Origin of the sequence: Paenibacillus sanguinis 2301083 = DSM 16941 (assembly GCF_000374825.1) — a bacterium.
Taxonomy (GTDB): domain Bacteria; phylum Bacillota; class Bacilli; order Paenibacillales; family Paenibacillaceae; genus Fontibacillus; species Fontibacillus sanguinis.
Genome location: NZ_KB895404.1, coordinates 1 through 25417, shown reverse-complemented (window position 1 = coordinate 25417; position 25417 = coordinate 1). Strand labels below are relative to the sequence as shown.

25 protein-coding genes and 3 tRNA genes are annotated in these 25417 nt (G+C 50.0%); 24 read left to right on the top strand and 4 right to left on the bottom strand.

Features of this window, described 5'->3' with window-relative positions; genetic code table 11:
• Nucleotides 1–216 (bottom strand): helix-turn-helix domain-containing protein (locus C557_RS23955; RefSeq protein WP_018754053.1); only part of this gene is annotated, 216 nt, incomplete at its 3' end.
• A 154-nt stretch (nt 217–370) separates the two neighbouring features.
• Between C557_RS23955 and C557_RS0122220 the strand changes: the two genes are divergently transcribed.
• From C557_RS0122220 to C557_RS0122205, 4 genes are all read left to right on the top strand, one after another.
• Nucleotides 371–445 (top strand) — tRNA-Glu (locus tag C557_RS0122220).
• A gap of 31 nt (nt 446–476) precedes the next feature.
• Nucleotides 477–559: transfer RNA gene (locus C557_RS0122215), tRNA-Leu, on the top strand.
• Nucleotides 560–646: 87 nt separating this feature from the next.
• Nucleotides 647–967, top strand: a complete 321-nt coding sequence (locus tag C557_RS0122210; protein ID WP_018754052.1) for an AzlD domain-containing protein — start codon at nt 647–649, stop codon at nt 965–967.
• 11 nt (nt 968–978) lie between these two features.
• Nucleotides 979–1680 carry an AzlC family ABC transporter permease gene (locus C557_RS0122205; RefSeq protein WP_018754051.1) on the top strand — a complete coding sequence of 234 codons (702 nt, stop codon included), beginning with the start codon at nt 979–981 and terminating at the stop codon, nt 1678–1680.
• A 27-nt stretch (nt 1681–1707) separates the two neighbouring features.
• On the opposite strand, the gene C557_RS0122200 is transcribed toward C557_RS0122205, so the two are convergent.
• Nucleotides 1708–2340: a PAS domain-containing protein gene (locus tag C557_RS0122200; RefSeq protein WP_018754050.1), complete on the bottom strand. Its 633-nt coding sequence runs from the start codon at nt 2338–2340 to the stop codon at nt 1708–1710.
• A 222-nt stretch (nt 2341–2562) separates the two neighbouring features.
• Here C557_RS0122200 and C557_RS0122195 point away from each other — a divergent pair, with 222 nt between their 5' ends.
• Both C557_RS0122195 and C557_RS0122190 read left to right on the top strand, forming a co-directional pair.
• A complete protein-coding gene (locus C557_RS0122195) occupies nt 2563–2877 on the top strand; it encodes a helix-turn-helix domain-containing protein (protein ID WP_051082492.1) in 315 nt (104 codons plus the stop codon).
• Between the two features lie 78 nt (nt 2878–2955).
• Nucleotides 2956–3038, top strand: a tRNA-Leu gene (locus C557_RS0122190).
• Nucleotides 3039–3290: 252 nt separating this feature from the next.
• Here the strand turns inward: C557_RS0122190 and C557_RS0122185 are convergent.
• Nucleotides 3291–4592 (bottom strand): Nramp family divalent metal transporter, encoded by a 1302-nt coding sequence (locus C557_RS0122185; protein ID WP_026263631.1) that lies wholly within the window; start codon nt 4590–4592, stop codon nt 3291–3293.
• Between the two features lie 311 nt (nt 4593–4903).
• On the opposite strand from C557_RS0122185, the gene C557_RS0122180 reads away from it, so the two are divergent.
• The 18 genes from C557_RS0122180 (at nt 4904) to C557_RS0122095 (ending at nt 24971) form a co-directional block, all read left to right on the top strand.
• Nucleotides 4904–5182, top strand: a complete 279-nt coding sequence (locus C557_RS0122180; protein WP_018754047.1) for a hypothetical protein — start codon at nt 4904–4906, stop codon at nt 5180–5182.
• Nucleotides 5183–5316: 134 nt separating this feature from the next.
• Complete coding sequence (locus C557_RS0122175; protein ID WP_018754046.1) at nt 5317–5742, top strand: thiol-disulfide oxidoreductase DCC family protein; 426 nt, start codon at nt 5317–5319, stop codon at nt 5740–5742.
• Nucleotides 5743–6004: 262 nt separating this feature from the next.
• Nucleotides 6005–7141, top strand: coding sequence for a P-loop NTPase family protein (locus C557_RS0122170; RefSeq protein ID WP_018754045.1), 1137 nt, complete (start codon nt 6005–6007; stop codon nt 7139–7141).
• Between the two features lie 3 nt (nt 7142–7144).
• Nucleotides 7145–8365, top strand: coding sequence for a TadA family conjugal transfer-associated ATPase (locus tag C557_RS0122165; RefSeq protein ID WP_018754044.1), 1221 nt, complete (start codon nt 7145–7147; stop codon nt 8363–8365).
• A gap of 29 nt (nt 8366–8394) precedes the next feature.
• Nucleotides 8395–9201 (top strand): type II secretion system F family protein, encoded by an 807-nt coding sequence (locus tag C557_RS0122160; protein ID WP_018754043.1) that lies wholly within the window; start codon nt 8395–8397, stop codon nt 9199–9201.
• Nucleotides 9202–9218: 17 nt separating this feature from the next.
• Entirely contained in the window at nt 9219–10097 is an 879-nt protein-coding gene (locus tag C557_RS0122155) for a type II secretion system F family protein (protein WP_018754042.1), read from the top strand.
• A 33-nt stretch (nt 10098–10130) separates the two neighbouring features.
• A complete protein-coding gene (locus tag C557_RS0122150; protein WP_018754041.1) occupies nt 10131–10328 on the top strand; it encodes a Flp1 family type IVb pilin in 198 nt (65 codons plus the stop codon).
• Nucleotides 10329–10381: 53 nt separating this feature from the next.
• A complete protein-coding gene (locus C557_RS0122145; RefSeq protein WP_018754040.1) occupies nt 10382–10990 on the top strand; it encodes a hypothetical protein in 609 nt (202 codons plus the stop codon).
• Between the two features lie 28 nt (nt 10991–11018).
• Nucleotides 11019–13241 carry a TadE/TadG family type IV pilus assembly protein gene (locus C557_RS0122140; RefSeq protein WP_026263629.1) on the top strand — a complete coding sequence of 741 codons (2223 nt, stop codon included), beginning with the start codon at nt 11019–11021 and terminating at the stop codon, nt 13239–13241.
• Nucleotides 13242–13335: 94 nt separating this feature from the next.
• Nucleotides 13336–14280, top strand: a complete 945-nt coding sequence (locus tag C557_RS0122135; protein ID WP_018754038.1) for a hypothetical protein — start codon at nt 13336–13338, stop codon at nt 14278–14280.
• Nucleotides 14280–14786 carry an A24 family peptidase gene (locus C557_RS0122130; protein ID WP_026263628.1) on the top strand — a complete coding sequence of 169 codons (507 nt, stop codon included), beginning with the start codon at nt 14280–14282 and terminating at the stop codon, nt 14784–14786. The genes C557_RS0122135 and C557_RS0122130 overlap by 1 nt, the downstream gene beginning before the upstream one ends.
• A gap of 18 nt (nt 14787–14804) precedes the next feature.
• Nucleotides 14805–16475: a DUF6382 domain-containing protein gene (locus tag C557_RS0122125; protein WP_018754036.1), complete on the top strand. Its 1671-nt coding sequence runs from the start codon at nt 14805–14807 to the stop codon at nt 16473–16475.
• A 304-nt stretch (nt 16476–16779) separates the two neighbouring features.
• On the top strand, nt 16780–18153 hold the full coding sequence (locus tag C557_RS0122120; protein ID WP_018754035.1) for a cytochrome ubiquinol oxidase subunit I: 1374 nt from the start codon (nt 16780–16782) through the stop codon (nt 18151–18153).
• Nucleotides 18150–19166 (top strand): cytochrome d ubiquinol oxidase subunit II, encoded by a 1017-nt coding sequence (locus tag C557_RS0122115; protein WP_018754034.1) that lies wholly within the window; start codon nt 18150–18152, stop codon nt 19164–19166. The genes C557_RS0122120 and C557_RS0122115 overlap by 4 nt, the downstream gene beginning before the upstream one ends.
• A 36-nt stretch (nt 19167–19202) precedes the next feature.
• The gene (gene cydD / locus C557_RS0122110) at nt 19203–20999 is read left to right on the top strand and encodes a thiol reductant ABC exporter subunit CydD (protein WP_018754033.1); all 1797 of its coding nucleotides are present in this window, start codon (nt 19203–19205) and stop codon (nt 20997–20999) included.
• Nucleotides 20996–22723, top strand: a complete 1728-nt coding sequence (cydC, locus tag C557_RS0122105) for a thiol reductant ABC exporter subunit CydC (protein WP_018754032.1) — start codon at nt 20996–20998, stop codon at nt 22721–22723. The genes cydD and cydC overlap by 4 nt, the downstream gene beginning before the upstream one ends.
• Before the next feature lie 179 nt (nt 22724–22902).
• Nucleotides 22903–23940, top strand: coding sequence for a FecCD family ABC transporter permease (locus tag C557_RS0122100; RefSeq protein WP_018754031.1), 1038 nt, complete (start codon nt 22903–22905; stop codon nt 23938–23940).
• Nucleotides 23937–24971 carry a FecCD family ABC transporter permease gene (locus C557_RS0122095; RefSeq protein WP_018754030.1) on the top strand — a complete coding sequence of 345 codons (1035 nt, stop codon included), beginning with the start codon at nt 23937–23939 and terminating at the stop codon, nt 24969–24971. Before C557_RS0122100 ends, C557_RS0122095 begins: the two co-directional genes overlap by 4 nt.
• 194 nt (nt 24972–25165) lie before the next feature.
• Here the strand turns inward: C557_RS0122095 and C557_RS23950 are convergent.
• Nucleotides 25166–25417, bottom strand: a 252-nt coding sequence (locus C557_RS23950; RefSeq protein WP_018754029.1) for an integrase core domain-containing protein, incomplete at its 5' end; no start/stop codon positions are given.

Genomic DNA, 25417 nt, shown 5'->3' with positions numbered 1-25417 from the left:
CTGTTTCTTTAGTTCCTTGTCTAAAGCATGAATCGGTTTCCTTCCCCGGTTCTTATGAACCAATCCTTGCGCTCCTCCCTCAGCGATGAACTTCTTCTTTAATCGAATGATTTGGCGTTCAGTCAGCCCTAGAGCCGCTGCTCCTTCCTTGTTCGTCATATGTCCCCCAAGAATTTTTTCCACCACAACTACCTTCTTTAATTCTGCTCTTGTCAATGTGAATGTCTCCTGTCCCATAGTGACATTATCTCAGAACAGTTATAGGGTGACATTATCACAGAAGAATAACAAATAGAAGAAAAATAGGGTTGCAAGGTACTTTAGTTTTTGCTATACTCAACTTTGTCGCCGCTTAAGGCACCATAGATATGGCCCGTTGGTCAAGGGGTTAAGACACCTCCCTTTCACGGAGGTAACAGGGGTTCGAATCCCCTACGGGTCACCATTATTATGTATAGTAATAATTAATTGAATATGCGGTCGTGGTGGAATGGCAGACACGCTATCTTGAGGGGGTAGTGGGCGTACGCCCGTGGAGGTTCGAGTCCTCTCGACCGCATCGATACAGAAAGAACCTTGCGTTTAAGCAAGGTTCTTTCTGTATAACCAATGGTGTATATGTCGATAGAGAATGAAGGGGGAAGACATGGGAACCGAGCTTTGGATCATTCTACTCATTGGAGCGGGCACTTATCTGTTTCGGGCAGGATCACTAACCTTGGGAAGCCGGGTGAAGTGGTCTTCGTCAACCCAAGAGTGGTTGTCTTATGTATCTCCGGCGGTACTTGGAGCGCTGATCGGGCCGCTGCTGCTATTGAAGGATGGCCACTTCCTTCCGCTTGCTCAGAATACCATGCTATTTGCCGCTATTCCAACATGGCTTGTAGCATGGTGGTCGCGTCGTCTGCTGCTAACTGTAGCTGCCGGGGTGTTGTTTTATGCCGCAGTAATGTATTTATGGGGATAGGAGGACCACGAATGAACCGTATTCAGCATAAAGAGGATGTCGGACAGGCGCTGCGTGATGCACTTCCGATTGTGATTGCTTATTTTCCGCTCTCCATGACTTACGGTGTACTGGCTTCTGCTGGAGGATTACATGGGGGATTAGCAGTGCTTGGCTCAGTATGGATTTTCTCCGGGGGAGCTCAATTTATGCTGTTGGGCATGCTTGCTTCGGCATCTGCTCCTGTCACGATGGTTACCACATTGCTGCTGCTCAATATGCGCCATATTCTGTATGGAGCGACGATGGGCCCTTATTTGGCAACCTGGAGGGAGCCACAGAAGTGGCTAGCCGCAATAGGGCTCACTGATGAGGGGTTTGCCGTTACCTCCAGCCGAGTTGCTCAAGGTGCTCCACTGACACCGGCTTATTATATTTCATTTGCTTTGCTGATCTATGGCTCATGGGTAGCTGGAACGTCTATAGGTATCGGTCTGGGCAGCTTTGTTAATGCAGAATTGGCGACCATTCTTTCATTTGCCTTGCCCGCTTTATTTATTGCCCTGCTGGCCGGGGGAGATCGCACAAGGGCTTCGATGCTGGCTGCTGTAAGCGGTGCGCTTGTGGCTGTGCTGGCCAGTGCGCTTCATTGGGGAGGCCTGGGCATTGTTCTTGGTGGTGTCGTTGGGGCGACGGTAGGGCAACAATGGACCAAGCGGTCTCGAACGTACTGAAAGAGCCATCTGATTTAGACTGGATGCCTATTGTTCTCCCTCCGAGGGCAAATCAAGGAATACCGCATATTTGGGATAGAGCGCCCGGATACAGTCGGGACAAATGTCGTGTGTGAATTCTGCATGGGTATGCCTTATCAAATAGGCTTCGATGGTACTCCAGATATCTTGCTCGTCCTTAATCTTCTTGCAGACGGCACAGATTGGAAGCAGGCCGCGTAATGTACGGATATGCGACAAGTCATGCTCCATCTTGTGAATTTGTTCTTTTAATCGAGTAATATCGGTGCAGGTGACTACGAGTCCTTGGGGAAGCTGCCCTTCTTCCCCATACGGAGTGACTTCGGCCAGGAACCAGTGATCCCCTTGCGGCACCGTCAGGCAAAGCTCGGTTGCATAGGCTGGAAGTGCTCCACCCAGAACCAAAGAGACATGCTTAAACAGCTCTTGTACGGCCTCTTGTTGAAGGTGGTGGTTGTGCCCTCGCAGATAGTCTAGCAAATTGTTCCCCGGACGGTCCCAGAAGGGGGAAAGTCCAAACAGGCGGGCGCGGTTAACCCAGGTACGGTTAATGTACGCGACCGTTCCGTCGACAGCGAGAATGGCGATGCTTTGATTAAGGGCATGAAAGGCTTCTTTCCATGAAGGAGATGGGTTCACGACGAAATCGCTCCTATAAATGAATTAGGGTAGTTCTTGGAACCTGTTAAGCCTTGCCAACGCTGTGCTAAGATAGAGGCGAAGTTTCATTTTCATATTATATACGTATTTACGTCGTTAAACAATCACAAATTACTTATTTGCGTAATCACGTGGCAAAGGAAGGTTGGATTAAATTTGTCAATCTACGAGCGTATTGAACTGCTAATTGAGTATGCAGGCATGACCAAGAAGGCCTTTTGTCTGGAACTGGGCATCAGCACGGGCAATTTGGGCGATTGGAAGCGGGGAAAGTCTACTCCCAGCACCAATAAACTGATTGAAATTGCGACTTTTTTTGATATTAGTCTGGACTGGCTAATGACGGGGCAAGAGAAGCAGGCTGAACATATACGGGAAGGCAAAGTCGCATATCTGGTAGGAGAAGAAGATTGGAATGCCTTCATGAATTCCCTGACCGAATCCGAATGGACTTTCATACGAGAATATATTGAATTCAGGCGCTGGCGCCAAGAGAGGGATAACCGGAAAGCGTAATTCCGACTTTACTTTTAGCGGCAACGAAGATATAATAACAAATGTTCGTTTCATTTCTGAGCAAGACTTTACCCGAACGCGGTCGTGGTGGAATGGCAGACACGCTATCTTGAGGGGGTAGTGGGCGTACGCCCGTGGAGGTTCGAGTCCTCTCGACCGCATTATGATTGTAGAAGAAGCTTCCCGGAGAATCCGGGGAGTTTTTTTGCATATGAAAATGGAAAAGCGGGTGTCCTGACTTGTGTGGTCGTATTTCTGATTGGCCAAAGCATGTTCTGGAAGGGATTACGTTGGAGAACAGCCTGTCTATATAATGATAAAGAAAACACCCCCGCTGGCAAACGTGGCTTCAAGCCAATGTTGTTTGCAGCAGGGGGGTCTGTATGTTGTTGGTGAGCTTGAGAGGTGCTCACTCAGGCAGCAACGGTTTGCACCAGCAGATACATATTCAGCACTACGATGATGCCTGCTATCGTCCAGGCCAGCAGCTTGAGCCAAGGCTTGTTGGCGAACTCACCCATTTTTTCTTTGCTGGAGGTGAATCTGACCAGAGGAATGATAGCAAACGGCAGTTGCAGGGACAGAATCACCTGGCTGAAGATCAATAAATCCTGGGTGCCCCGCTCCCCGTAGAGTGCGGTGACAATTACAGCCGGAATGATGGCAATTAACCGGGTAATCAGTCGGCGCAGCCAGGGAGCCAGTCTAATATTGACGAAGCCTTCCATAACGATCTGTCCGGCCAGCGTTCCTGTCAGCGTAGAATTTTGCCCCGATGCGAGCAGGGCTACGGCAAACAGCACACTGGCCAAGGTCGTACCAACAAGGGGAGCCAGCATATGATATGCTTCCGAGATATCCGCCACCTGTGTCATTCCCGCCTGATGGAATGTGGCTGCGGCAACAATCAGAATAGCTGAATTGATCAGCAACGCAAAGGTTAGCGCTATCGTCGAGTCCCAGGTGGCAAATTTGATGGCCTGACGTTTACCGGCAGAGCTGCGGTCGAACTTGCGAGTCTGCACGATGGACGAATGGAGATACAAATTATGCGGCATGACGGTAGCCCCTATAATTCCGATGGCGATATACAGCATGCCCGGATCCTGCAAAATTTGCAGCTTGGGTATATACCCCAAGGCGACTTCCCCCATATCCGGTTTGGCCAGAAACAGGTCAATGCCGAAGCAAAGGGCGATGGTAGCAATTAAGATGACGACAAACACTTCCAGTGTACGAAAGCCCTTGTTCTGTAACAATAATATAAGCAATACATCCACGGCAGTAATCATGACCCCGTAGATAATAGGCAAGCCAAACAATAGGTTTAAGGCAATAGCTGCTCCAATTACCTCGGCGAGGTCTGTTGCTGCAATGGCAAGTTCACAGAGTAGCCAAAGTCCAATGACGACGGGTTTTGAATAATGATCCCTACAGGCCTGGGCCAAATCTTTGCCAGTTACAATGCCAAGCTTCCCGGACAGAGACTGGAGCAACACCGCCATTAGGTTGGATATGAGAATGACGGATAGCAATGTATACCCAAAGCGCGAGCCGCCTTCAATATCCGTTGCCCAGTTGCCCGGGTCCATATAGCCCACGGCCACCATATAACCGGGGCCGGCAAAAGCAAGAAATTTACGAAACCAGGAGCCGCCAGACGGCAGTGAAATGGAACGGTGCGCTTCCGGGAGGGAGGGTTGACCGTTCCCCATATTCCAACCATTCTTGGGAGAAGCGGTTTGTTGTTCAGTTGTATCCATTTTGATCACCCCTGATATGTATTGTATACCCACAAAATTCTTTGTCCAGGGAAACTTTATAATGAAAACGGTTAATTAAATGAGATTTCAGGTATGATTGTCACTTTTTTTGCACATCCTATCCAGATACAGGAAAAACAACGAAAAATAGAGGTTTTGGCGGCATTTTAAGTTGACACGTCTGTAAAAATTATTTAATATGTCTAAGTACAAAAAGCGAGCATGACAGCTCAGGAACGAAATTTGATAATACGGGTGATAACATGTCCTACAGACCGAGTGTTGTAAATGTAACCAAGGCCGGAAGCAATGAACGTGACGGGTTATATGAATTTATCGTTAGTATGGCCGATGGTACAGCGTGTCGCGTGTTTTACCACCGTAATCCCGATTGGCGCTTAACGGCTGTCAGCAGATTGCAGAAGACGCCTTGTCCCGTGTGCCGCAAAGATTTTATCTGCCAATGCATGGAAAAGTTTTCGGGCGAGATTAACCGTCAGATGGAAGAAGGACAATGGTTCGACAAAGTTTTGGCTCAATAATGACACCTTCATACTGACGACAGCGAGCGCGGGGATGCCCCGTGCTTTTTTCTTTACTTGGCCTTGTTTATTGTGTACCGGAGTTGGCCAAATCATTAATATAATGATGAATTGCTGTGAAGGAGGCTGGGGCAATGCCGCATACATCAACCGGGGAACCGGAGTATATCGTGCTGTTTGATGGCGTTTGCCATCTTTGCCAGGGGGCCGTTAAATTTATTATTCAGAGGGATCCGAAGAAGCGGTTTTTCTTTATCTCCTTGCAATCCCCGGCTGCCTTTAGACTTCTGAGGGAGGTTGGGCTGGAAGAGGCTCCGCTGGAAACGATGGTGCTGATTGAACACGGAGCGTATTATACCCGTTCAACAGCAGCCTTGCGCATTGCTCGGGCTCTGCGTTTTCCCTGGCCTCTGCTTTATGCGTTTATCCTGATTCCCAGGGTGTGGAGGGATGCAGTCTATAAGATCATAGCCAAGCGCCGATACCGCTGGTTTGGCAGGGATGAGGTCTGCATGGTGCCGACGGTTGAGCTTAGGGACCGTTTTTTGCCGGAGGAATAGATTGAAATTAAAGCTGAAATTAAAGCTTGTATAATCTCCAAAAATGTGATATTCTTACTGTAAATTTAAGGTATACGGGAACGGTAGCACCGTCCAGAATTCCGATTCAGCGATCGGATTTTGGGCGGTGCTTTTTTGTTTCCCTTTAGAAGTGCGGCAATAAGCTGCCGGAGAACCGGTATGGAGCTGAAACAGTGAGAGTAAGCCCATACCGGCCCCAGGCTCCTATTATTCACCACACTTTTAGTAAGGAGGAGGAAGTATGCATCCGATCAAGCTGGTGCTGGTCGTGCGCGAGGAGGAATATATTGAGCCATTTCTTCACTATGTGCACACAAGCGAATACGAACGGAGCCTCAAAGTTATCGCATTTAGCAAGGCAGAATCCTTCAGCCGCTATCTGGAGCAATTTGGAAATGATGTAGATGCCGTTCTGTGTGAGCCGTCATTCTTGCAGGAGGGGGAGATCGCCAAGCATCCCAATATTCGCTGGGTGCTGCTTGGCGAATCGGCTGCCCCAAAGCTTTCGCAGTCTTTGCCCCAACTGGATAAATACCAATCGCTCCATCAGTTGCTTATAACTCTTGTTGAATGGATCGGGGGAGGGCAAGAGCAGAAGCGCAAAGAGGACTCTACCCAGGTTATCGGGGTTTATTCCGCGATTGGAGGCAGCGGGAAAACAACAGTATCTTTAAATTTAACCCGGCAGTGGGCGGCAGAAGGGCGGAGTGTGTTCTATTTGAATCTGGAGACCGCAGGCAGTGGGCTTGGATTTACGGGGCCAGATAGTGAGCAAGATGGCTTGGCCCGCTTGTTGTACGACCTGAAGGCGGCAAATGATCGGCAGGAAGTGTTGAAGACACCTGTGTCAGCTTATGCTTACAGGCATCCTGAAATACAGGGGGACACCTTTGCTCCTGTGGACAATCTGGATGAATTGCTGGAGATGAGATGTGAGGACACCGTGTTATTGATTGATTACCTTGTTGATAGCGGGATGTATGATGTTGTCATCATCGACACAGATGCTTACCCTGACGGGAGGGTGAAGGCTGTATTACAAAAGGCAGACCAGATTGTATGGCTGGTGGTGGATGATCATGAGACCATGCGTAAGACAGGGGTTTGGCTGGGCCATCTTGAGCGCACTTGTCCCGATTTCCGGGCAATGATGCAGCAGAAGCTCAAATTTGTATTGAATCGTTATACCGGAAGCATGCAGGTAGAAATGTCTGCTGAGATCAAGCTCGCTGGCGTATTGCCTTTGATTTCCGCCTGGAAGCACCAGATCATTCGTCAGGGTGAGCTGCCCCATTCTCCAATCTATCAACGTGACGTGATGAAGCTGGGGCGAGAGCTTCTGGGCGGTGTAGACAGAGCTGCCATGCAAGGGGGATAGGCCATGGATGAAATGGATTTTTCAGCGCTGCGCCAGACCTTGCGTCAAGGGCTGGACGTTACCTCCGTGATGAAGGATGAGCAATTATTTGAATATATTGAACGCTATGTGCTGGAGGAAAAGAGCTTGCGCGGCTTAACCACCACCGAGAAGCGCAAATGGGTGCGCAGGCTCTACGATTCATTTCGCGGCCTGGATGTACTGCAGCCCTTGGTGGATGATCGAAGCGTGACGGAGATTATGATCAATAGTCATGATGAAATCTTCGTAGAACGCGATGGACAAGTTGCCCGGCTTCCGGTCTGCTTTGAGTCCAGGGAACGTCTGGAGGATATCATCCAGACGGTAGTGTCTGGGGTTAACCGGGTTGTGAACGAGTCATCACCGATTGTGGATGCCCGGCTGCGAGATGGGTCCCGGGTTAATGTTGTGCTTCCCCCCGTTGCCATGAAGGGTCCAACGATGACGATTCGTAAATTTCCCGAGAAGCCGCTGACGATGGAGCAGCTTGTAGCCAGAGACTCTATTAGCGAAGAAGCCGCAGAGCTGCTGCGACAGCTAGTGCGCAGCAAATACAACATCTTTATCAGCGGTGGTACCGGCTCGGGCAAAACTACATTTCTGAATGCTCTGTCCCAATTCATCCCTCCCGACGAACGGGTGATTACGATTGAGGATTCGGCGGAATTGCAAATCACGACGGTTCCTAACCTGGTATCGCTTGAGACACGTAATGCCAACACCGAAGGGAAAGGGGAGATTACTATTCGTGACTTGATCCGTTCTTCACTTCGAATGAGGCCCAACCGGATTATTGTAGGCGAGGTTCGGGGAGCGGAGTGTCTGGACATGTTGCAGGCGATGAATACGGGACATGATGGTTCTCTATCAACGGGTCACGGGAACAGCACAAACGATATGATCAGTCGGCTGGAAACCATGGTGCTCAGTGGAGCGGATTTGCCGCTCCCGGTTGTTCGCAAGCAGATTGCTTCATCCATCGATATCTTGGTTCATTTATCACGGCTAAGAGACCGTTCACGCCGGGTAACGGAAATTTCTGAAGTGATTGGATTGCGCGAGGGGGAGGTGATGTTGAAGCCGCTGTTTACGTTTTGTGAGGGAGGTGAGCAAGACGGCCATATCCTGGGGCGGCTGGAAGCAGATGAAATAGGGTTGGCCCATACGGATAAGCTGCGGATGGCCGGACTGGCAACAGCTTGAGCTATTTAAACAGGGAGAGGAGGCTGTAGATGAAAGTGCGAGCCGTCATGCAGCAAGGAAGGAAGGCAAGCGACTTGGATGATGCTCCTGCCAAGCTAACGGATTACCAGGTGATGAATTTGACGATGCGTCAGAAAGTCACTTGTATGCTGATTGGAGGCAGCTTTCTATTTGGTCTGGGTTTGATTTTCTTCCATTCGTTCCTTTTGGCTTTGCTGCTGTCTATGGGAGGGGGGGTTATTCCGCGCTACTGGAGCAAATATTTGCTTCGACGCAGACGTGAAAGCCTTAGCCTGCATTTCAAGCAAGCCTTATATTCCCTTTCTTCATCCCTGGCAGCGGGACGATCGGTAGAGAACGGGTTCCGCGAATCGGTCGAAGATTTGAGGCTGCTATACCCGGATGGGGACAGTGATATCATTCGCGAATTCGGGATTATCTGTGCTCGACTGGAATACGGACAACCCCTTGAGGAAGCTCTTCTCGACTTTAGCCGGAGAGCTGCGATGGAGGATATCGGCAATTTTGCTGACGTATTCACGATTTGCAAGCGTTCAGGGGGGGATCTTGTGGAAATTGTCCGGCGGACGTCAAGCATTATTAGCGAGAAGCTTGAGATCAGTCAGGAGATCAGCGTGATGATTGCCCAAAAGCGTTTTGAAGCGCAGGCGATGCTAGTCGCTCCCGTATTATTTCTATTATTTATGCAGCTCACTTCTCCGGATTATATGGCCCCGCTTCATAGCGGCTTGGGGTTATTCATCACAGGTGCAGCTTTGTTGTTGTTCGCTGGTTGCTCTTGGCTGATGCTCAAAATTATCGATATACGAATATAAGGGAGGCGCTGGCTGCATTGATTCATATGCTATCAGCAGGCTTGCTGCTGGCCTTGGCAGGAGGCTGGCTGTTAGCCTATAAGGCTGGACGCCTTAAATATGGGACATACACCAAGCTGGTGATGGAAGGGCTGAGGTTGCAACGATTATCGCCTTCCACGTTGTATCTGCTGGAGAAAATTCGGGTGCACCGACGGTTCCCTAGATTGTTCTTTCGAGTACAGCGGGCGGTGCAGAAGCTAAGCGGACAGGGAAGAAGCGGAGAACTGACGCTGCTGTTTTTTGCGGAGACACTTAACTATGCCTGGTTTGCGCTCATTATAGGCTGCTTGTTGTCACTGGTTGGGAACAGTGACCCGTCAGGTCTGTTCATAGGAGGTATTTTGACTATAGTCATTCCCATGGCGCTAATTAACGATTTGTACCGCAAGGTTCAGCGCCGGGAGCAGGCGCTCATCATGGAACTGCCTGAGCTATTAAATAAAATCATGCTTCTGGTGGGAGCCGGCAGTACCGTGCAGCAGGCGATTAAGCTTTGCCTGGAGCGCAGGCAGGACCAAGAAGATCATCCCTTGTACCGGGAACTCTTGCAAATGCAGCGGGAATGGGAAGGGGGGGATTCCTTTCAGCAGTCTATGGAAGGATTCAGCAAGCGGTGCGGCATTCAGGAGGTATCCGCCTTTACGACGGCTGTGCTGCTCAACTATCGCCGGGGTGGTCAGGACTTTGCACTTGCTCTGCGCGATTTGTCACATACTCTATGGGAGAAGCGTAAGGCGGTGAGCAAAACCTTGGGAGAACAGGCATCGGCCAAGCTGGTGTTTCCAATGGCATTATTGTTTATCGTGCTGCTGATTCTGGTAGGTGCTCCTGCCTTTATGATGATGGATTTATAGCTTTACCATTTTGGTGAATTGGGGGATTCGAGCATGTTAACGGGAGTACGGAATGGAATTCAAAGCTTTTGGCGGAATGAGGACGGGTTGGGCATGCTGGAAATGATTATGATTATTGCAGTTATTGTTATTCTTGCTGTTATTTTTCGGGATCAATTGAAGACGATCATTACGAGCTTGCTTGGAAAAGCCAAGTCCAAGACGGAGAGCTTTATGGACGACAAGGTATAGGTATGGGATTGAGGCGTGATTCACGGGGAAGCTTCACGCTGGAGGCGTCGCTAGTGCTACCCGTTATATTTTTTGCAGTGCTGGTACTGCTGTTTTTCTGCTTGTATATGTACCAGCATGCTTTGCTTGGACAAGCCGCTGCGGTGGCTTCAGAGCGGGCCGCTTATGTCTGGGACAACAGTCAAAGAGACGACTCGACCGGGGCTTTCGCCGAGGGCCGGTACGATTCCTTGTACTGGAGACTGACTGACGATGGTATGCTGCGGGCTATCTTTGATTGGAGCGAAGACGGCGGTACTGCAAGGATTACTTTGCCGATAACCGCAGGTAACCAGACACAAGCGTTGCCGATGACCAAGCTTAGCCGAACTGGAGGAAGGCTGCCAGCAGGTATACAAGGGGAAATTCGCTACGATAATCGGCTTTTGTTGCGCAAGGTCACAGTTGCGTTGGAAAGATTGGTTCCCCTGGCCCCTTTGGAGAGATGGATGGGTGCTGCCCGGCAGAGCGGAAGGGCTGATGCCTATGTCGTAGAGCCTGTGGAATGGATTAGAACCGTTGAACTGGCCCGTTACTACGGCGCAAAGTTCAAGCAGCCGGAGGCGAAGGGCGGCATGAATCAACAGGAGGCAAGAAATGCGCTGAAGCTGTTTGGAAAATAAAGGAGGGCTGAGAGAGGAGGCGGCAGTGGTGTTCCAACGAGAGCGGTCCGAGCGTGGTGCCGTGACTGTATTTTTAATCATGATTCTTGCAGTGGTGTTTGCCTTTGTCAGTATTTTTATAGACTTCTCCAGAATGTATGCTGTGCAGGTCAGGGCGGAAACGCTCGCTCATGCCGCTTCCAGATCGGTCATGTCTGCTTATGATCGTGAGTTGGCTGAACAATATGGACTTTTTGCCTACGGACAAACTGAAGGAAGCTATATTATGTCCAAAGTGCTGGAGGAGCAGTTAGCGTTGACCCGGCGTCAAGAAGGTTTGCCGTTGCTGGGGGCGAGGCTTGAGGAATCAACTGTGGAATTGCTCCGGCCCATTGGCATGTACGAGATATTTGAACGACAAATCAGGGAGCAGATGAAATACAGAGCTCCTATTGACATAACTATAGAAATATTCAATCGGTTTAAACCGATTGCTCAAATGATGAAGGAAACTTCGAATACCGTCGATTTGCTTGGCAAGCTGCAAAAATTATATGACCGGCGTGAGGCCAAGCTGGATGAATTGCTTGCAAAGCAGCGGGAAGCCGGGAAGACGGTTGCGGCTTATAGCAGCTTGCTGCCAAGAGGAAAGAGTGGCTTCAGTGGTCAGACCACATTAGGCGGCAATATTAGCTCTCTGGCCGAGGCAGCAGCGCAATATGAAGATTATGTGCTCAAGCTGGAGGAAGACCGGGACAGGGTGCCTTGGCAGCGCATTTATACTTTGGAGCTGCACCGCTATCGCTCGGATACGGGCAATATATTTAGGCGTCTTGGGCAGAGTTCCCGGCGTGCGGAAGAAAGCCATGCCAAACTGTTGACGCAGGCGCGGGAACTGCTGCTTGAAGTGCGGGCCATCAATGAAGAGATGAGAAGGACGATCCAGGAAGCGGAGCAGCGGCCAGCCCAGGCAGGTTATAACGCTGTAACGGATGCACCTGGGACCGGTGGCGGCAATTCGCCGGAATATGGCGATAAGATTGCCCAAATTCGAGCTCAGGCAGAATTGCTGTTGTTGTCCGGGGAGCTTTTTGATGATTTTGCTGCAGACATAGAACAGCAGGATCGGGCTTTTGTCAGACTTGAAGCGGTAATCGACCCATTGCTTGCCAAGCAGCAAGCTGTTCTTGGGGGAACAGCTTCATACGGCGACTTCAAATCAGGAATTGCCGGTGCCGGTCAGCAATGTGATGCTTATCTTCGGTTATTTGCCGATGCGAAATCAGGTAATTTATTGCTGGATAATGCCCGCAGGCTTGAAGCACACCGCTCCCATGACCAAGAGCGCAAAGCAGTGGAGCAAGCAGCCAAAGCTGAACTCAAGAAAGCCTCTGGTTTGATGACACAAATATCCAATCTCAACAAGCAATTGAAGGAGTATCAAGCAGTCTATGATCAATTGTCTGCCGATAGCAAAGCGAGCCGTGAACTGAACCGTTCTCCTGCTGAAGCCGCAGAGGGGACATACATGGAACGGGATCCGTATGAGGCAGGGCGAAGCGCTATGACGGGCATGGACCGTTTATTTGGCGGACTTGCGGGCTTTGCGAGTGGATTAACCGATGCTCTTTTTCAAATGGAGTATATCGTAAGCTACTTTAATTATCTGGATATCAGCACGCTTAATGGGATTGTTGAAGGCAAGGGAGCCGGAGACCAGTGGGAGAATGTGCGCTCTAAGTTAGCTCCAAATCACCAGGAAGCAGAATATATTCTGTACGGCATCCATACTCCAACGGGGAATGTTGCGGCTGCATATGGCGAGATATTTGCCATGCACTTGGCCATACGGACAATGGAAGGGTTGGTGAAGCATCAGGGTAAAGGGCATCCATTGCTTATTCTGGCTTTGGCGCTGCTCTATGGCATCCAGCATACAGTACAGGACATGATCTCTTTGACCCGCGAGGGCAGGGCTGAGCTTAGCGAATATTTACAGGTGAAGTTGACTTACCGGGATCATTTACGTTTGTTTCTGTTGCTGCATGGTCGCAGTGAGAGCAGGCTCTCCCGTATGCAGGCTGTGATTACGATGAATACGGGAATTAACATGGCGCAGCGAGCCACATATTTGAAGGGGGAAGTTACCCTGGCCATGCCTTTATGGTTTTTGCCCGGTGTCATCAAGGCGATGGGGAAGACGGGGATCTTGAAAGGGAATGTGGAGGGAAATCGGTATTATGTCAGCAAACGGGCGGATTACACCTATTAGGCTTAGGTGGGTTAGGCGGGGGTTGCTTCTGCCCTGGCGGCCCAGGTTCAGGTTCAAGTCCAGGTCCAGGTCTGAAAAAAGCCGGGGCAGTATCGTGTTGGAATCCGCCTTGGTGATGCCTGTTTTTGTTCTGATCTTGTTTTGGTTCATTTATATGATACATATGGCATTGCTTACCAATCAGCTAAATATTGTTGCCTCTAATGCCGTGAAGCAAGTATCCGCGCATATCTATCCCGTTGCCATCGCCATCTCCAATTCCGGTGGGGGACAGGGAAAGCAGCAAGCAAGCGGAGCCGATTCTTCTTTTGTTTGGGAGATGCCCTCCCTTTCATTAGAGGACTGGGCTGAACAGTATGCCGATGCTCTGCCTTCCCCGTTGGGGCAATGGGTCATCGAGGCAGCCCGTCGTGGTGAGGGACCGCTGCAGGAAGTTAAAGGCAGCGTACTGGAGGAGGTGCTGGACCCGCTGGTCAAGCCATTGTTGGAGCCCTTTGTAAAGGGGACGCTTCTGCAGCAGGAACATCTGCATGTCAGGGGGGTCACGGTTCCTAATCTGAAAACGGGGAAGCAACCTTATTTCGGACTTGAGATAAGCTATGACATGCCTATTCGTGTGCCGTTTACTGGGCATCAGGTTGTACTGCAAGCCAGGGCGGAGGAGCGTTTGTGGATTGGCGACACAGACGAACTCAATACAGCAGGAGATAACGGGGACGAGCAGACAGGACAGGCACCAGTAGTCATCAGCAAGCCCGACCCGGCTTATGCAGGGAGGAAGGCAACGATTCAAGCCCGCATAGCTCCCGGGGCATCCGCAAAGCTGACGGTCTATTACAAGAGTGGAGTAAGCCGGGCCAAATATCTTGGTGAAGCTCAGGCAGATGAGGACGGGGATGTAGATTGGAATTGGCTTGTTGGAGGCAACACGACTCCCGGAACCTGGACATTCGTCATAGAAACGGACGATGGTCTGCGTCAGTCGATGTCATTTGAGGTTGTAAGCAGGGCGGAGAAGAAGGGAGATCGGGATGGATGATGCCGCTGGAATATTGGGGTTGTTTTGTTATGCTGATTGCAGCTTTTATCACTGATTTGAGAACGATGAAAATTCCAAACTGGATAACTCTCTCGGGGATGACTGGAGGAGTATTGTTCCATATCATAGCTGATGGCTGGGCAGGAGGCTGGTTTGCAGTCAAAGGGGCAGGAATCGGCTTCACTCTGATGTTGTTATTGTATTTGCTGCGAGCTGTAGGCGGGGGAGACGTTAAACTATTTGGAGCAATCGGAGCCTGGATGGGCGTTGCGCTGACCTTGTCCATAATGATGTATTCCATTGTCATTGCCGGATGTATCGGACTGCTTATTTTGATCTGGCGGCGGGAGACCTGGATGCGGCTATGCCGTATAGTCCAAAGTGTGTTTGGAGCAGCGGTGTTGCGGAGTGTTGCCCCCATACAAGTTACGGCAAAGAAGCAATTGCAGTTTCCGTTCATGCTGGCTGTGCTGCCGGGAGCGATTTTGTCCATGTACTATTTTTAGCAGAGGAGGGCTGCATACATGCCGCAATTACACGCCGATTTTGTTAGAGATGGCGGCACCTATATGATTTTGCAGGCACAGGACGAAAGCTTTCATCCCGACCTGCTGAACCGTGTGGAACGATCTATGCTGGCAGCCGTGGTAGTTCCCCATCTATTAAAGCTTGATGTCCGCGAGATCAACTTCCAGATTAGCCTGCATTTTGATATTACGGGCAAAAGGATGCTGGCCCATTGTTTGCGCAGCGATCCAATTGGATTGACGGAATTTTACGGATTGTTGCTTCAGGTGGTAGCCATGCTGGAAGAAGGGAAAAGGTATATGCTGAACACTGGTAATTTTATACTGGATGAGCAACATATTTTTGTGGAAAATCCACTTTCCTGGGGTACCCTTCATTTTACTTACATCCCCTGGAGGCATAGAACGGACGGCATTCCGCTTTCTCAAGCTTTGCTTGGCCTTATGACCAGGTTATTAACCTGCGTTGCTCAAGTGGAGGGACAGGGGATACCGCAATTGGTGAAGCTTTGCGGAGAAGAGTCTTTTTCCTTGAGTGGCTTCAAAAAGCTGCTGCTGGAGCTATTAGCCGGGGACCCGCCTGCAAGAGGGGAAATAGAATCTCTTCATCGACCGGACGGGGCCATCGGGGAGAGACGAGCTGCTTTTGAACCGGAGGAAGGGCGGCATTTGCCGGGAAGGAGGGAGAGAGCTTTCACTTCCGGTTCTCAGAATCATACCAGCACTACTGCCGGTTCTGCCGTGATCAAGGAGTATATCACCCCTAGAGAGGTGAAGTTAGGGGTGCATATGCTTCCAAATGGGGGAGATGAGGCGGTTGCCTCTCGCCTGGATTGGCCGGGGATTGGCGAGGAGCCAACCAAGCCACGGCTTAAGCCGGTATATTTGCTGGTAGGTGCTATTGTTGCCGCCGCTTTATGCTGGAAGCTGATTTATATTGACCAGCCAGGGCAGCTTGGGCTTTATTTATGTGTGTTGATTACCGTACTGCTGGCTGTGATTGTTTACTGGGGTTGGCGTAAGGGGATTGCCTTCGGTGTGCATGAAGCAGATGAAGAACATGGAGACTCACAGCTCGCCCCCTCGGCTGATATGGAACTCTCTGTGTTTTCACCGATTTCCGCTGGCTCAGATCAAGGGTCTGATGGAGCTCTGAATAAAGGAGGGGCCTTGCAGCAAATGTCCTTTCACATGCAGGGGCCAGAACATTCCGTATCTCCTGTCTTGGCATCATCAGCTTGGAGGGATGATGAAAGTGACGCTTCAGAGCCAATGATTTCGCCGCCTACGATGTTGTTAAGCCGATCCATGCTGTCTGAGCACAAGGACGAATCATTACCAAGCGCCCCCTGCTTTTATCTGGAGAGGTCCAATTCTGGAGGAATTGGAGCAGCACCTGAGCGAATCTCTTTGTCTCCGGGCAGCTTTATTATTGGACGTTCCAAGGAACTGGTTCAATTTGTGGAAGACAGTACAGGGGTGTCCAGAGCCCATGTGGAAGTGATGGTATCCCCGCAGGGCTGCACTTTAAAGGACCTGGGTTCCACCAACGGAACAAAGCTTAAGGGAGAGTTAATCGCTCCCTATAAGGCTTATCCCCTGGAAGCAGGAGATGTATTTTCCTTGACTGAGGTGAATTTTAAATTTGTCGCATACTCTGTGCAGTAGCGTATCAAATTTTGAAAGAGCTAGGCGATGAATCCCGCTTAGCTCTTTTGTTTGCTTTTATTTAAACAACTCGATTTTCGTACCGTGAAATCTAAAAACAGGTGTTTATATTAGATGGTGTAATGGGATTTATAAATGGCAATGGGAGTAAAATGTTATTTTTTTCACAAAATTGTTGAAAAGTATTGTTTATTTCATGAAGAAAGTGAACAGAACTATCATAAGGGTAGTATTATTCGCTATAATACATTAAATTTTAATTATTTATTTGAATAATAATGCAGCTGTGGAGGTGTTAGCAAATTTGGTTGTTGATACAGTACTTTGGAGCCGATTGTTGACGGGATTGACTTTAACGTTTCATGTCATTTTCGCTACAATTGGAGTTGGTGTTCCACTCATGATATCTATTGCAGAATTCGTGGGTATACGCAAAAAGGATGGCCATTACAAACTAATGGCTAAAAGATGGACAAGAGGGTTCGTTATATCTGTTGCGGTAGGGGTGGTGACCGGAACGGCTATTGCCCTGCAGTTAGCACTGGTCTGGCCCAACTTTATGCAACTAGCAGGGAATGTAATTGCGCTTCCGTTATTTATGGAAGTGTTTGCTTTCTTTTTTGAGGCGATATTCCTCGGGATTTATCTGTACACTTGGGATCGTTTCCGCAATCCTTATATCCATTGGCTGCTGACGCTTCCTGTTGTGGCAGGGGCTTCGATGTCCGCCTTCTTCATCACTTCGGTGAACGGGTTTATGAACCAGCCGGACGGATTTATTATGGAAGCTGGCCATTTCGCGGCTGTTAATCCGCTGCAGGCGATGTTTAACGATGCCACGGCCTCTAAAGTTTTTCATGTGCTTGCTTCGGCCTATTTAACCGGCGCGGCGCTGCTGGCCGGCATAGCTGCCTTCTCAATATTAAAGAAAGGCCCAACTGAATATGCGAAGAAAGCGCTGAAGCTTATGATGTCTTTAGTGCTTTTATTCAGCGTGCTTACGGCTATTGCCGGAGATACGTCAGCCAAGTTCTTGGCCGCGCATCAGCCGGAGAAGCTGGCTGCAGCAGAGTGGCATTTTGAAACGGAGAGCGGCGCCGATCTTATATTACTTGGATGGCTGAATGCCGAGAGGGAAATTGTGGGGGCGCTGAGGATACCGAAAGCACTAAGCTTTCTCGCCTTCGGTGATTTTAACGCAGAGGTAACCGGCCTGGACGAATTCCCGCCGGGTGAACATCCGCCACTTCTTGTGCACTATCTGTTTGATCTAATGGCAGGTATTGGCTTTGCTCTGCTTATGGTTTCCGCCTTCTATTTCCTTTTTGTGTTCTGGAAGAAACGGAATGAACTCAACCGATGGCTCCTACGTGCTATTGTATTCAGCACACCGCTAGCATTTCTGGGAGTTGAGCTCGGTTGGTTCTATGCCGAGGTCGGGCGCCAGCCGTGGATTATCCGCGGATACATGCGTGTAGAAGAAGCGGCTACGACATCCCCAAGCGTCCGTATTCTCTTCTTCTTGTTCCTGTTGCTGTATATCGTGATTGGTACGATATGCGTCATTGTGCTGAGACGCCTATTCCGCAATAATCCCGCAGAGGTGGAGCTGGAGAAGGCTGCCAAGGCAGCCAGAGCGAAAGAAACTCAGCTAATGGAAGAAGGTGAACCGGTGTGATTAGCTATGAAATAATCGGCATCTCGGTGCTGTGGCTGTTTTTGTACGGCTATCTTATTGTAGCCTCTATCGATTTCGGCGCAGGCTTCTTCGCTTATTACGCCCGGCTCACCAAGCAGGACAGGCTCATTAACCGCCTGATTTCAAGATACCTATCGCCGGTATGGGAAATTACGAATGTCTTTTTCGTCTTTTTCTTCGTCGGGATCATCGGCTTTTTCCCTGATACAGCCTATTATTACGGTTCTGCGCTGCTGGTTCCTGGGAGTATTGCTGTCGTATTGCTGGCAATTCGTGGCTCGTTTTATGCCTTTGAGAATTACGGTTCAAAGGAGAATATTGTATTTCTATTCCTATACGGGGCCACAGGTCTGCTCATCCCGGCGTCATTGTCGGTTGCCCTGACATTATCCGAGGGCGGGTTCATTCTGGAGAACAACGGAAGTGTCTCGTTGGATTATATGGCGCTGCTGACAAGCCCGTTATCTTGGAGCATTGTAGCGCTGGCTATCGTGTCGGTGCTGTTTATCAGCAGCTCCTTCCTGACCTTTTATGCGGCCCGGGCGGACGATCAACCAGCGCTGAAGCTGCTGCGTTCTTATGCTATTTTCTGGAGCACACCAACCATTATCGCAGCGTTTACGGCTTTCCTGTATTTGAGCCAGCATAATGAGCGGCATTTTCAAAATATGATGGATCTATGGTGGCTTTTGGCTCTTTCTGTCGGCTTCTTCCTGCTTGCGCTATGGCTACTGTATAAGGGACGTCGCTATGGTCTGGCATTCATCAGCATTATGCTGCAGTTTTTCTGCGCCTTCTTTGCATATGGGATCGGGCACTACCCGTATATTCTCGACCCGTATATCACAATTCAAGAGGGCGCAACTCAGGAAGCGATGGGCATCTCGCTGGTCTTTGCTTTCATCGGTGGTCTTCTTTTGCTGGTACCGTCACTTATCCTGGTCTTTCGGCTGTTCTTGTTTGATGCAGATTATGTCAAAGGGAAAAAATAAAACGGGTATACATCTTGATATAGGAGGAATGCTGGCGTGAACAGAAAAGCAGGTCTGCTATCGAGGATGATGTCTGCCCAACGAAAACGGCTTATGCTGTCGGTTGGATTATCGGTTGCGCTGGCTGCGGCGATAGCTGGCCAAGCTGCGCTGCTGGCAGAAGCGGTACAGAGGATATTTGTTGAGGGTGCTACATTAGCTTCGATAACATCATTATTGGCAGGGCTGCTTCTGGTGATGTTATCTCGTACCCTGCTGTTATACGGAAACGGACGGATCGGTCTGCATATGGCGGCAGACGCCAAGACACAGATGCGTTCTGATCTGCTAAGCGGGCTGGCGGGTGCATCGATGGCCGCGTCACTTGACGGGCAGACGGGCGGGAAGGTCAGTGTGGCACTGGATGCGGTGGACGAATCGGAAAATTATTTCAGCCAGTATATGCCGAGAATGGTGGAGGCGTCTATCATTCCTCTTGTTCTGTTGGTGGTTGTATTTAGTTTGCATGCTAATTCAGGCCTCATAATGCTGTTTACGGCACCCTTCATCCCTTTGTTTATGATATTATCCGGCCTCAGTACCAAGAAGAAATCAGAAGAGAAATTCGAGCAGCTTGCTCAATTCTCTGGCACTTTCCTGGATTCCCTGCAAGGGCTTGTTTCCCTGAAGCTTTTCGGCAGAGCGGCCCGCCAGGAGCGAGAAATCGAGCGAAGCAGCCTGGCCTACCGGGATGCGACGATGGATATACTGCGGATTGCCTTCACCAATACCTTTATGATCGAAACGGTCGTTATGCTCAGTATCGGTATTGTTGCGCTTGAACTCGCGCTCCAACTCGTGGTATTCAAAACGATGCAATTTCATACTGCATTTCTCATTTTGCTTCTCGCTCCCGAGTTTTACAATTTGTTTAAAAATACAGGAACTGCTTTTCACGGCGGCCGCACCAGCATGGTGGCCATCCGTAAGGTTGAAGCATTGATGAGTGAATTGAAGCCTGCTCCGAAAGAAGGGTCAGAGGAGGGCGAAGTGATCAGCAGTACGCTGCCGGTGGGGCTTCACCATCCTGAGCAGACCCAGAGCTATGAGCAGCCGCCAACCATTACGTTAAGCGGTGTTCGTTTTCAGTATCGGGCAGATTCATTTAAATTAAATATCGGCCAGGTCGTTATTAAGCCGGGAGAACGGATTGCCATCGTGGGTCCCAGCGGTTCAGGCAAAACGACGCTGCTGAACCTGATTGCCGGTCTGCTGCCGCCCGCTGCCGGGGAAATACGGGTGGATGGCAATATACTGGGGCAACACGCCGAGGAGTTGTGGTTCAAGCAAATCAGCTATATAACCCAGCATCCGTATATTTTTGCAGGTACATTTGCTGAGAATATTGCCATTGGAGCCGGGCGGGATGTTTCGAGAGAGGAAATTGTACAGGCTGCCGAATCGGCAGGTCTCGGGACACTTGCAAATGAGCTGGAGCAAGGCTTTGAAACGTATGTTGGCGAAGGGGGCAGAGGACTGTCCGGTGGTGAGAAGCAGCGCTTGGCGTTGGCACGGGCATTTTTGAAGCGTCCGTCCGTCATTTTGTTTGATGAGCCAACGGTCGGTCTCGATTTACAGACTGAAAGGGTCCTGCAGCAATCCATAGCCGAGTTAACCCAACATGCCACTTCCATAACGGTGGCCCATCGTCTTTATACCATCCGTCATGCAGACCGGATTTTATTTATGGAGAAGGGGAGCCAGGTCGGGGTGGGGAACCATGAAGAGCTGCTGGCCCGTCTTCCCCAGTATGCTGAAATGATCGCTATTCAGCGCACGGGAGGGTTATCATGAAGGAGCTAGCGATTTTTACCCAAGCGATGATCAAGGAGCGCAAGGATATCGGACTTGCCATACTTGGCGGGTTCATAGCGGGTCTGGCAGGAGTTATTCTGTTCTCCGCAAGCGGCTATCTAATTTCGGAGACCGTATTCGCTCCGCCATTGTATACGCTTATTGTGCTTACCTCTCTTGTGAAAATACTGGGTCTTGTCCGGGCCGCCAGCCGTTACGGGGAACGCCTGTATTCGCACAGGGCCACGTTTTCTTTATTGAGCCACTTGCGAACCACGTTTTTCTCACGTCTTGTCCCGTTAATGCCAGGTATATTAAACAAGCAGCGAAGTGGCGAATTGTTGGCCCGAATCGTCGGACAAATAGAGAGTTTGCAATTTTATTTCCTGAGGGTCGCCTACCCACCCGTCATGGTCGTCATGGTATTTCTGGCGACAGTCCTGTTTACCTCATACTTTTCGGTGTGGGTTGCAATACTGTTTGTGCTGGGAATGCTTACTACCGCCTTTGTGATTCCGGCCATTGTTATGTTGGGGCAGCGGAAACGGCACGGCCGTGTCCATGAGCAGCGGTCAGCATTCTCCTCCGAAGTGGCTGAAATGCTGTATGGCTTCCGCGATTTGAAGGTATACGGCCAACTGAAGCAGCGGGAAGAGCAGCTGCAGGCAGCATCCAGGCAACTGACAGCCGACCAGAAGGCAGATGCCCTGAACCTGCTGCGCGGCCAATCGATGCATACGTTCCTGACCTTTTTCGTTTCCTGGGGCGTGCTTGTGCTGGGTGGCTATCTCATTATGCAAGGCTCGCTAGCCGGCGTATTTCTGGCCATGCTGGTGATGGCCTCAAACACGGTATTTGAGGAAGCGGCTCCGATGGCCACATTGCCTGCCTACAAGCAGGACAGCGAATATGCGGCCCAGCGGCTTACGGAAACAGTTCTTGCAGCTGACATACCGGAGAAGCAACCTGGAGGCAAGCTGACAGGGAACCCAGCCTTCTCAATTGACATCACTAACTTGTCTTTTCAATATGAAGATGAATGGAGACCGGCGCTGCATGAAGTAAGTCTTTCTCTTCCATCCGGATCCAAAACGGCGATTGTCGGCCCAAGCGGCAGCGGCAAATCGACCTTGCTGGAGTTGCTTCTGAAGCTGCGCAAGCCAACCGGGGGCGAATTGCGTATCAACGGCATTTCTGTAGCGGAATTGGATGAAGGCGACCTATGGCGCAAGACGAACGTTGTGCTGCAGCAGGGCCACTTCTTCCGGGGAACGATCAGGGATAACCTGTTGCTGGAATCGGACCAGCCTTCCGATACAGAGTTGTTATCGGTGCTTGAACAAGTACAGCTGAAGGATAAAGGGTTAGATGAGCCGGTGTTTGAAAAGGGAGAGAACCTGTCGGACGGGGAGAAGCAGCGTCTGGCGTTGGCAAGGGCTATGCTGCGGCCAGGGATGTTATGGCTGCTTGATGAACCTACCTCTTCACTGGACTACGTGACAGCGGAGCGAGTTTTCCAAAGCCTGCTGAAATATGCGGAGAAAGCTACCTTGCTACTGGTCAGTCATCGTCTGGGGGGACTGGAAATGATGGACCAAATTGTAGTGATGGATCAAGGGCGAGTAGTAGAGACAGGAACATATGCAGAATTGATGGAGCTAAAGGGGTATTTCTATGAATTAAAGAAAATCGAGCTCCAGATGATCAACAGTGTTCCGGATTAATTGGTGAGGTATATCATGTAGTGCTGTTTATGGGAGCGCCTTTATCCTAATTTCAGATCGGCGTAGATTCTCGTTGTGAAAGCGAGTATAATTAACGAGAATGATTCTCAACTGTACGATTCCGCATTGTACAATACAAATGCTTATCTGCAAATTTGATTAAAGGAATGGTTCCAGGCATGTCAACTTTATCTTCATCCACCAAACCGCGCTATCGGTCCCGCCCGGCGACGGCCTTGCTGATTTTGTTTGGCGGTACAGTGCTGCTCTTGTTAGCTATCGGTCTCTCCATCTCTGTGGGGGCTGCTGATATTAAATTATCCACGGTGCGGGACGCATTGTTTCATTTTCAGGCTGGTCAACAGAAGCATCATATTATTATGGAACTCAGACTGCCTCGTGCTTTGGCGGCAGCTTTGGTTGGAGCAGCCCTGGCCGTGGCGGGGGCCATTATGCAAGGAATGACCCGCAACCCGATGGCGGATTCCGGCCTGCTGGGCTTGAACGCCGGTGCGGGTCTGGCCTTGGCTCTTTGCTTTGCCCTTATGCCAGGCACCTCCTTTCCGATGATGATGATCTATTCTTTCATTGGTGCTGGCCTTGGCGCAGGGCTAGTATTCGGCATAGGCACCTTATCCAGGGGGGGCATGTCCCCGGTTCGTTTGACTTTGGCGGGGGCAGCGGTAGGTATGTTATTTACTGCGATCAGTGAAGGGATCACGATTTATTTCCGGGTTGGACAAGACCTGGCCTTCTGGTATGCTGGCGCGATTGCCGGGGCCAACTGGCTGCAGGTCAAGATGGCCTCGCCCTGGATTATCGTAGGCCTGCTCGCTGCGCTGTTCATCTCCAAATCTATTACTTTGCTTAGCCTTGGAGAAGATGTGGCAACCGGGCTTGGTCAAAGAACCGGCCTTATTAAAGTGGTTGGCTTGATTATTGTCTTAATTCTGGCTGGTAGCGCGGTATCCATCGTGGGAGCTATCGGTTTCGTTGGACTGATGATTCCGCATATCTCCCGCTTTCTCGTTGGCGTGGATTACCGCTGGATTATTCCTTGTTCCGCTCTGCTTGGCAGCTTGCTGCTGGTGTTCGCCGACATTCTGGCTCGGATGGTTAATCCTCCGCAAGAAACCCCGATTGGAGCATTAATCGCTGTAATTGGCGTTCCCTTTTTCCTTTACCTTGCTTTGAAGCAGAAGGGGGGATTGGAATGAATCGGGTAACTTTGCCATTGCATTTAAGGCAAAGAGCGCGCCGCGCTTACATTGTCCAGTTGATCCTTGCAGTGTTGATTGTGGCCGTGTTTGTGCTGAGCATGAATATTGGTGTAATGCGGCTTTCACCACTGGATGTCATCAAGACATTGTTTGGACTTGGAACTGAAAAGCAGGAGCTAATCTTATTTCAATTCCGCTTGCCACGTATCGTTATTTCCGTACTGATCGGGATGGGTATGGCTGTGGCTGGTTGTATCTTTCAGGGGATCTCACGTAACCCGCTTGCCGATTCCGGTGTGCTGGGGATAAATGCCGGAGCAGGACTTGCCGTCACATTGTTTATTTCCTTCTATCCATCGGTAGCAAGCGCCCCTATATTTTTGATGCCTGTACTGGCCTTGTTTGGAGCTGCGGGGACAGCCACTTTGATTTATTCGCTGTCTTATAAGAAGAACTATGGACTGCTTCCCATTCGTATGATCCTGGTCGGACTTGCAGTCGCTGCCGGCATTAACTCCGCAATGATTATATTGCAATTGCGGTTAAGACCGGAGAATTTCCAGTTGCTCCAAATCTGGCTGGTCGGCAGCATTTGGGGTAGCTCATGGAAGCATGTTATTGCTTTATTGCCTTGGCTGCTGATTTTGCTTCCTTACGTATTCATGAAGTCTCGTGCACTTAATGTGCTGAACTTGGGAGATCAGACCGCTTCGGGATTAGGTATTTCACTGGAGCGTTCACGGCTTGGCTTGCTTGCGGCTGCGGTTGGACTGACAGGGGCTTGTGTTGCTGTTGGGGGAGGGATCTCTTTTGTGGGGCTCATTGCCCCGCATCTCGCCAGAAGATTGGTGGGGCCAAGGCATGAATACCTGCTGCCCGCTTCGGCCCTGGCCGGAGGCTTGCTTATCATCGTAAGTGATACGTTGGCCCGCTGGGTACTGCAGCCGTCGGAAATACCGACGGGGATCGTGGTCGCTATTGTTGGCGCTCCGTACTTTCTGTATCTGCTGATGAAGTCGCGGGTATAAATAGGATGGATGAGCAGCAGGTGGGGGGCCTGGATTGTCTATGTTATGGACTTGACTTACCTTCGCTGCTTCAATTCCACGTCGACGCTTGGGGGAACTTGTTAACTGGAAAATCTCCCTATAATGTCTCGCTAACTGAGGGATTTTAGGGATTAGCTGGAAAACTGGACCTCTGTCAAGAAAGTGGACACTCTTTAACCGACTCTTCTCTTATTGAACTGCGCAGCAAAACGAACCGGTGATAAATAGCCTAGTGAACCGTGGATCCGTTTGCGATTGTAGAAAAACTCAAGATAGCGGTAGATTTCATCGTAGGCTTGTTGCTTGGTCTTAAATCGCTTGCAATAAATCAGCTCTTTCTTCAGAATGCTATGAAAAGACTCTATACAAGCATTATCATAACAGTTGCCTTTGCGGCTCATGCTGGCCTTCATGCGATACGTGTT

Excerpts from the sequence above, each read along its gene's own strand:
- C557_RS0122210 (WP_018754052.1), top strand. The coding sequence starts at position 647 with ATGGGAACCGAGCTTTGGATCATTCTACTCATTGGAGCGGGCACTTAT.
- C557_RS0122205 (WP_018754051.1), top strand. The coding sequence starts at position 979 with ATGAACCGTATTCAGCATAAAGAGGATGTCGGACAGGCGCTGCGTGAT.
- C557_RS0122195 (WP_051082492.1), top strand. The coding sequence starts at position 2,563 with ATGACCAAGAAGGCCTTTTGTCTGGAACTGGGCATCAGCACGGGCAAT.
- C557_RS0122185 (WP_026263631.1), bottom strand. The coding sequence starts at position 4,592 with ATGGGGAACGGTCAACCCTCCCTCCCGGAAGCGCACCGTTCCATTTCA.
- C557_RS0122180 (WP_018754047.1), top strand. The coding sequence starts at position 4,904 with ATGTCCTACAGACCGAGTGTTGTAAATGTAACCAAGGCCGGAAGCAAT.
- C557_RS0122175 (WP_018754046.1), top strand. The coding sequence starts at position 5,317 with ATGCCGCATACATCAACCGGGGAACCGGAGTATATCGTGCTGTTTGAT.
- C557_RS0122170 (WP_018754045.1), top strand. The coding sequence starts at position 6,005 with ATGCATCCGATCAAGCTGGTGCTGGTCGTGCGCGAGGAGGAATATATT.
- C557_RS0122165 (WP_018754044.1), top strand. The coding sequence starts at position 7,145 with ATGGATGAAATGGATTTTTCAGCGCTGCGCCAGACCTTGCGTCAAGGG.
- C557_RS0122160 (WP_018754043.1), top strand. The coding sequence starts at position 8,395 with ATGAAAGTGCGAGCCGTCATGCAGCAAGGAAGGAAGGCAAGCGACTTG.
- C557_RS0122150 (WP_018754041.1), top strand. The coding sequence starts at position 10,131 with ATGTTAACGGGAGTACGGAATGGAATTCAAAGCTTTTGGCGGAATGAG.
- C557_RS0122130 (WP_026263628.1), top strand. The coding sequence starts at position 14,280 with ATGCCGCTGGAATATTGGGGTTGTTTTGTTATGCTGATTGCAGCTTTT.
- C557_RS0122125 (WP_018754036.1), top strand. The coding sequence starts at position 14,805 with ATGCCGCAATTACACGCCGATTTTGTTAGAGATGGCGGCACCTATATG.
- cydC (WP_018754032.1), top strand. The coding sequence starts at position 20,996 with ATGAAGGAGCTAGCGATTTTTACCCAAGCGATGATCAAGGAGCGCAAG.
- C557_RS0122100 (WP_018754031.1), top strand. The coding sequence starts at position 22,903 with ATGTCAACTTTATCTTCATCCACCAAACCGCGCTATCGGTCCCGCCCG.
- C557_RS0122095 (WP_018754030.1), top strand. The coding sequence starts at position 23,937 with ATGAATCGGGTAACTTTGCCATTGCATTTAAGGCAAAGAGCGCGCCGC.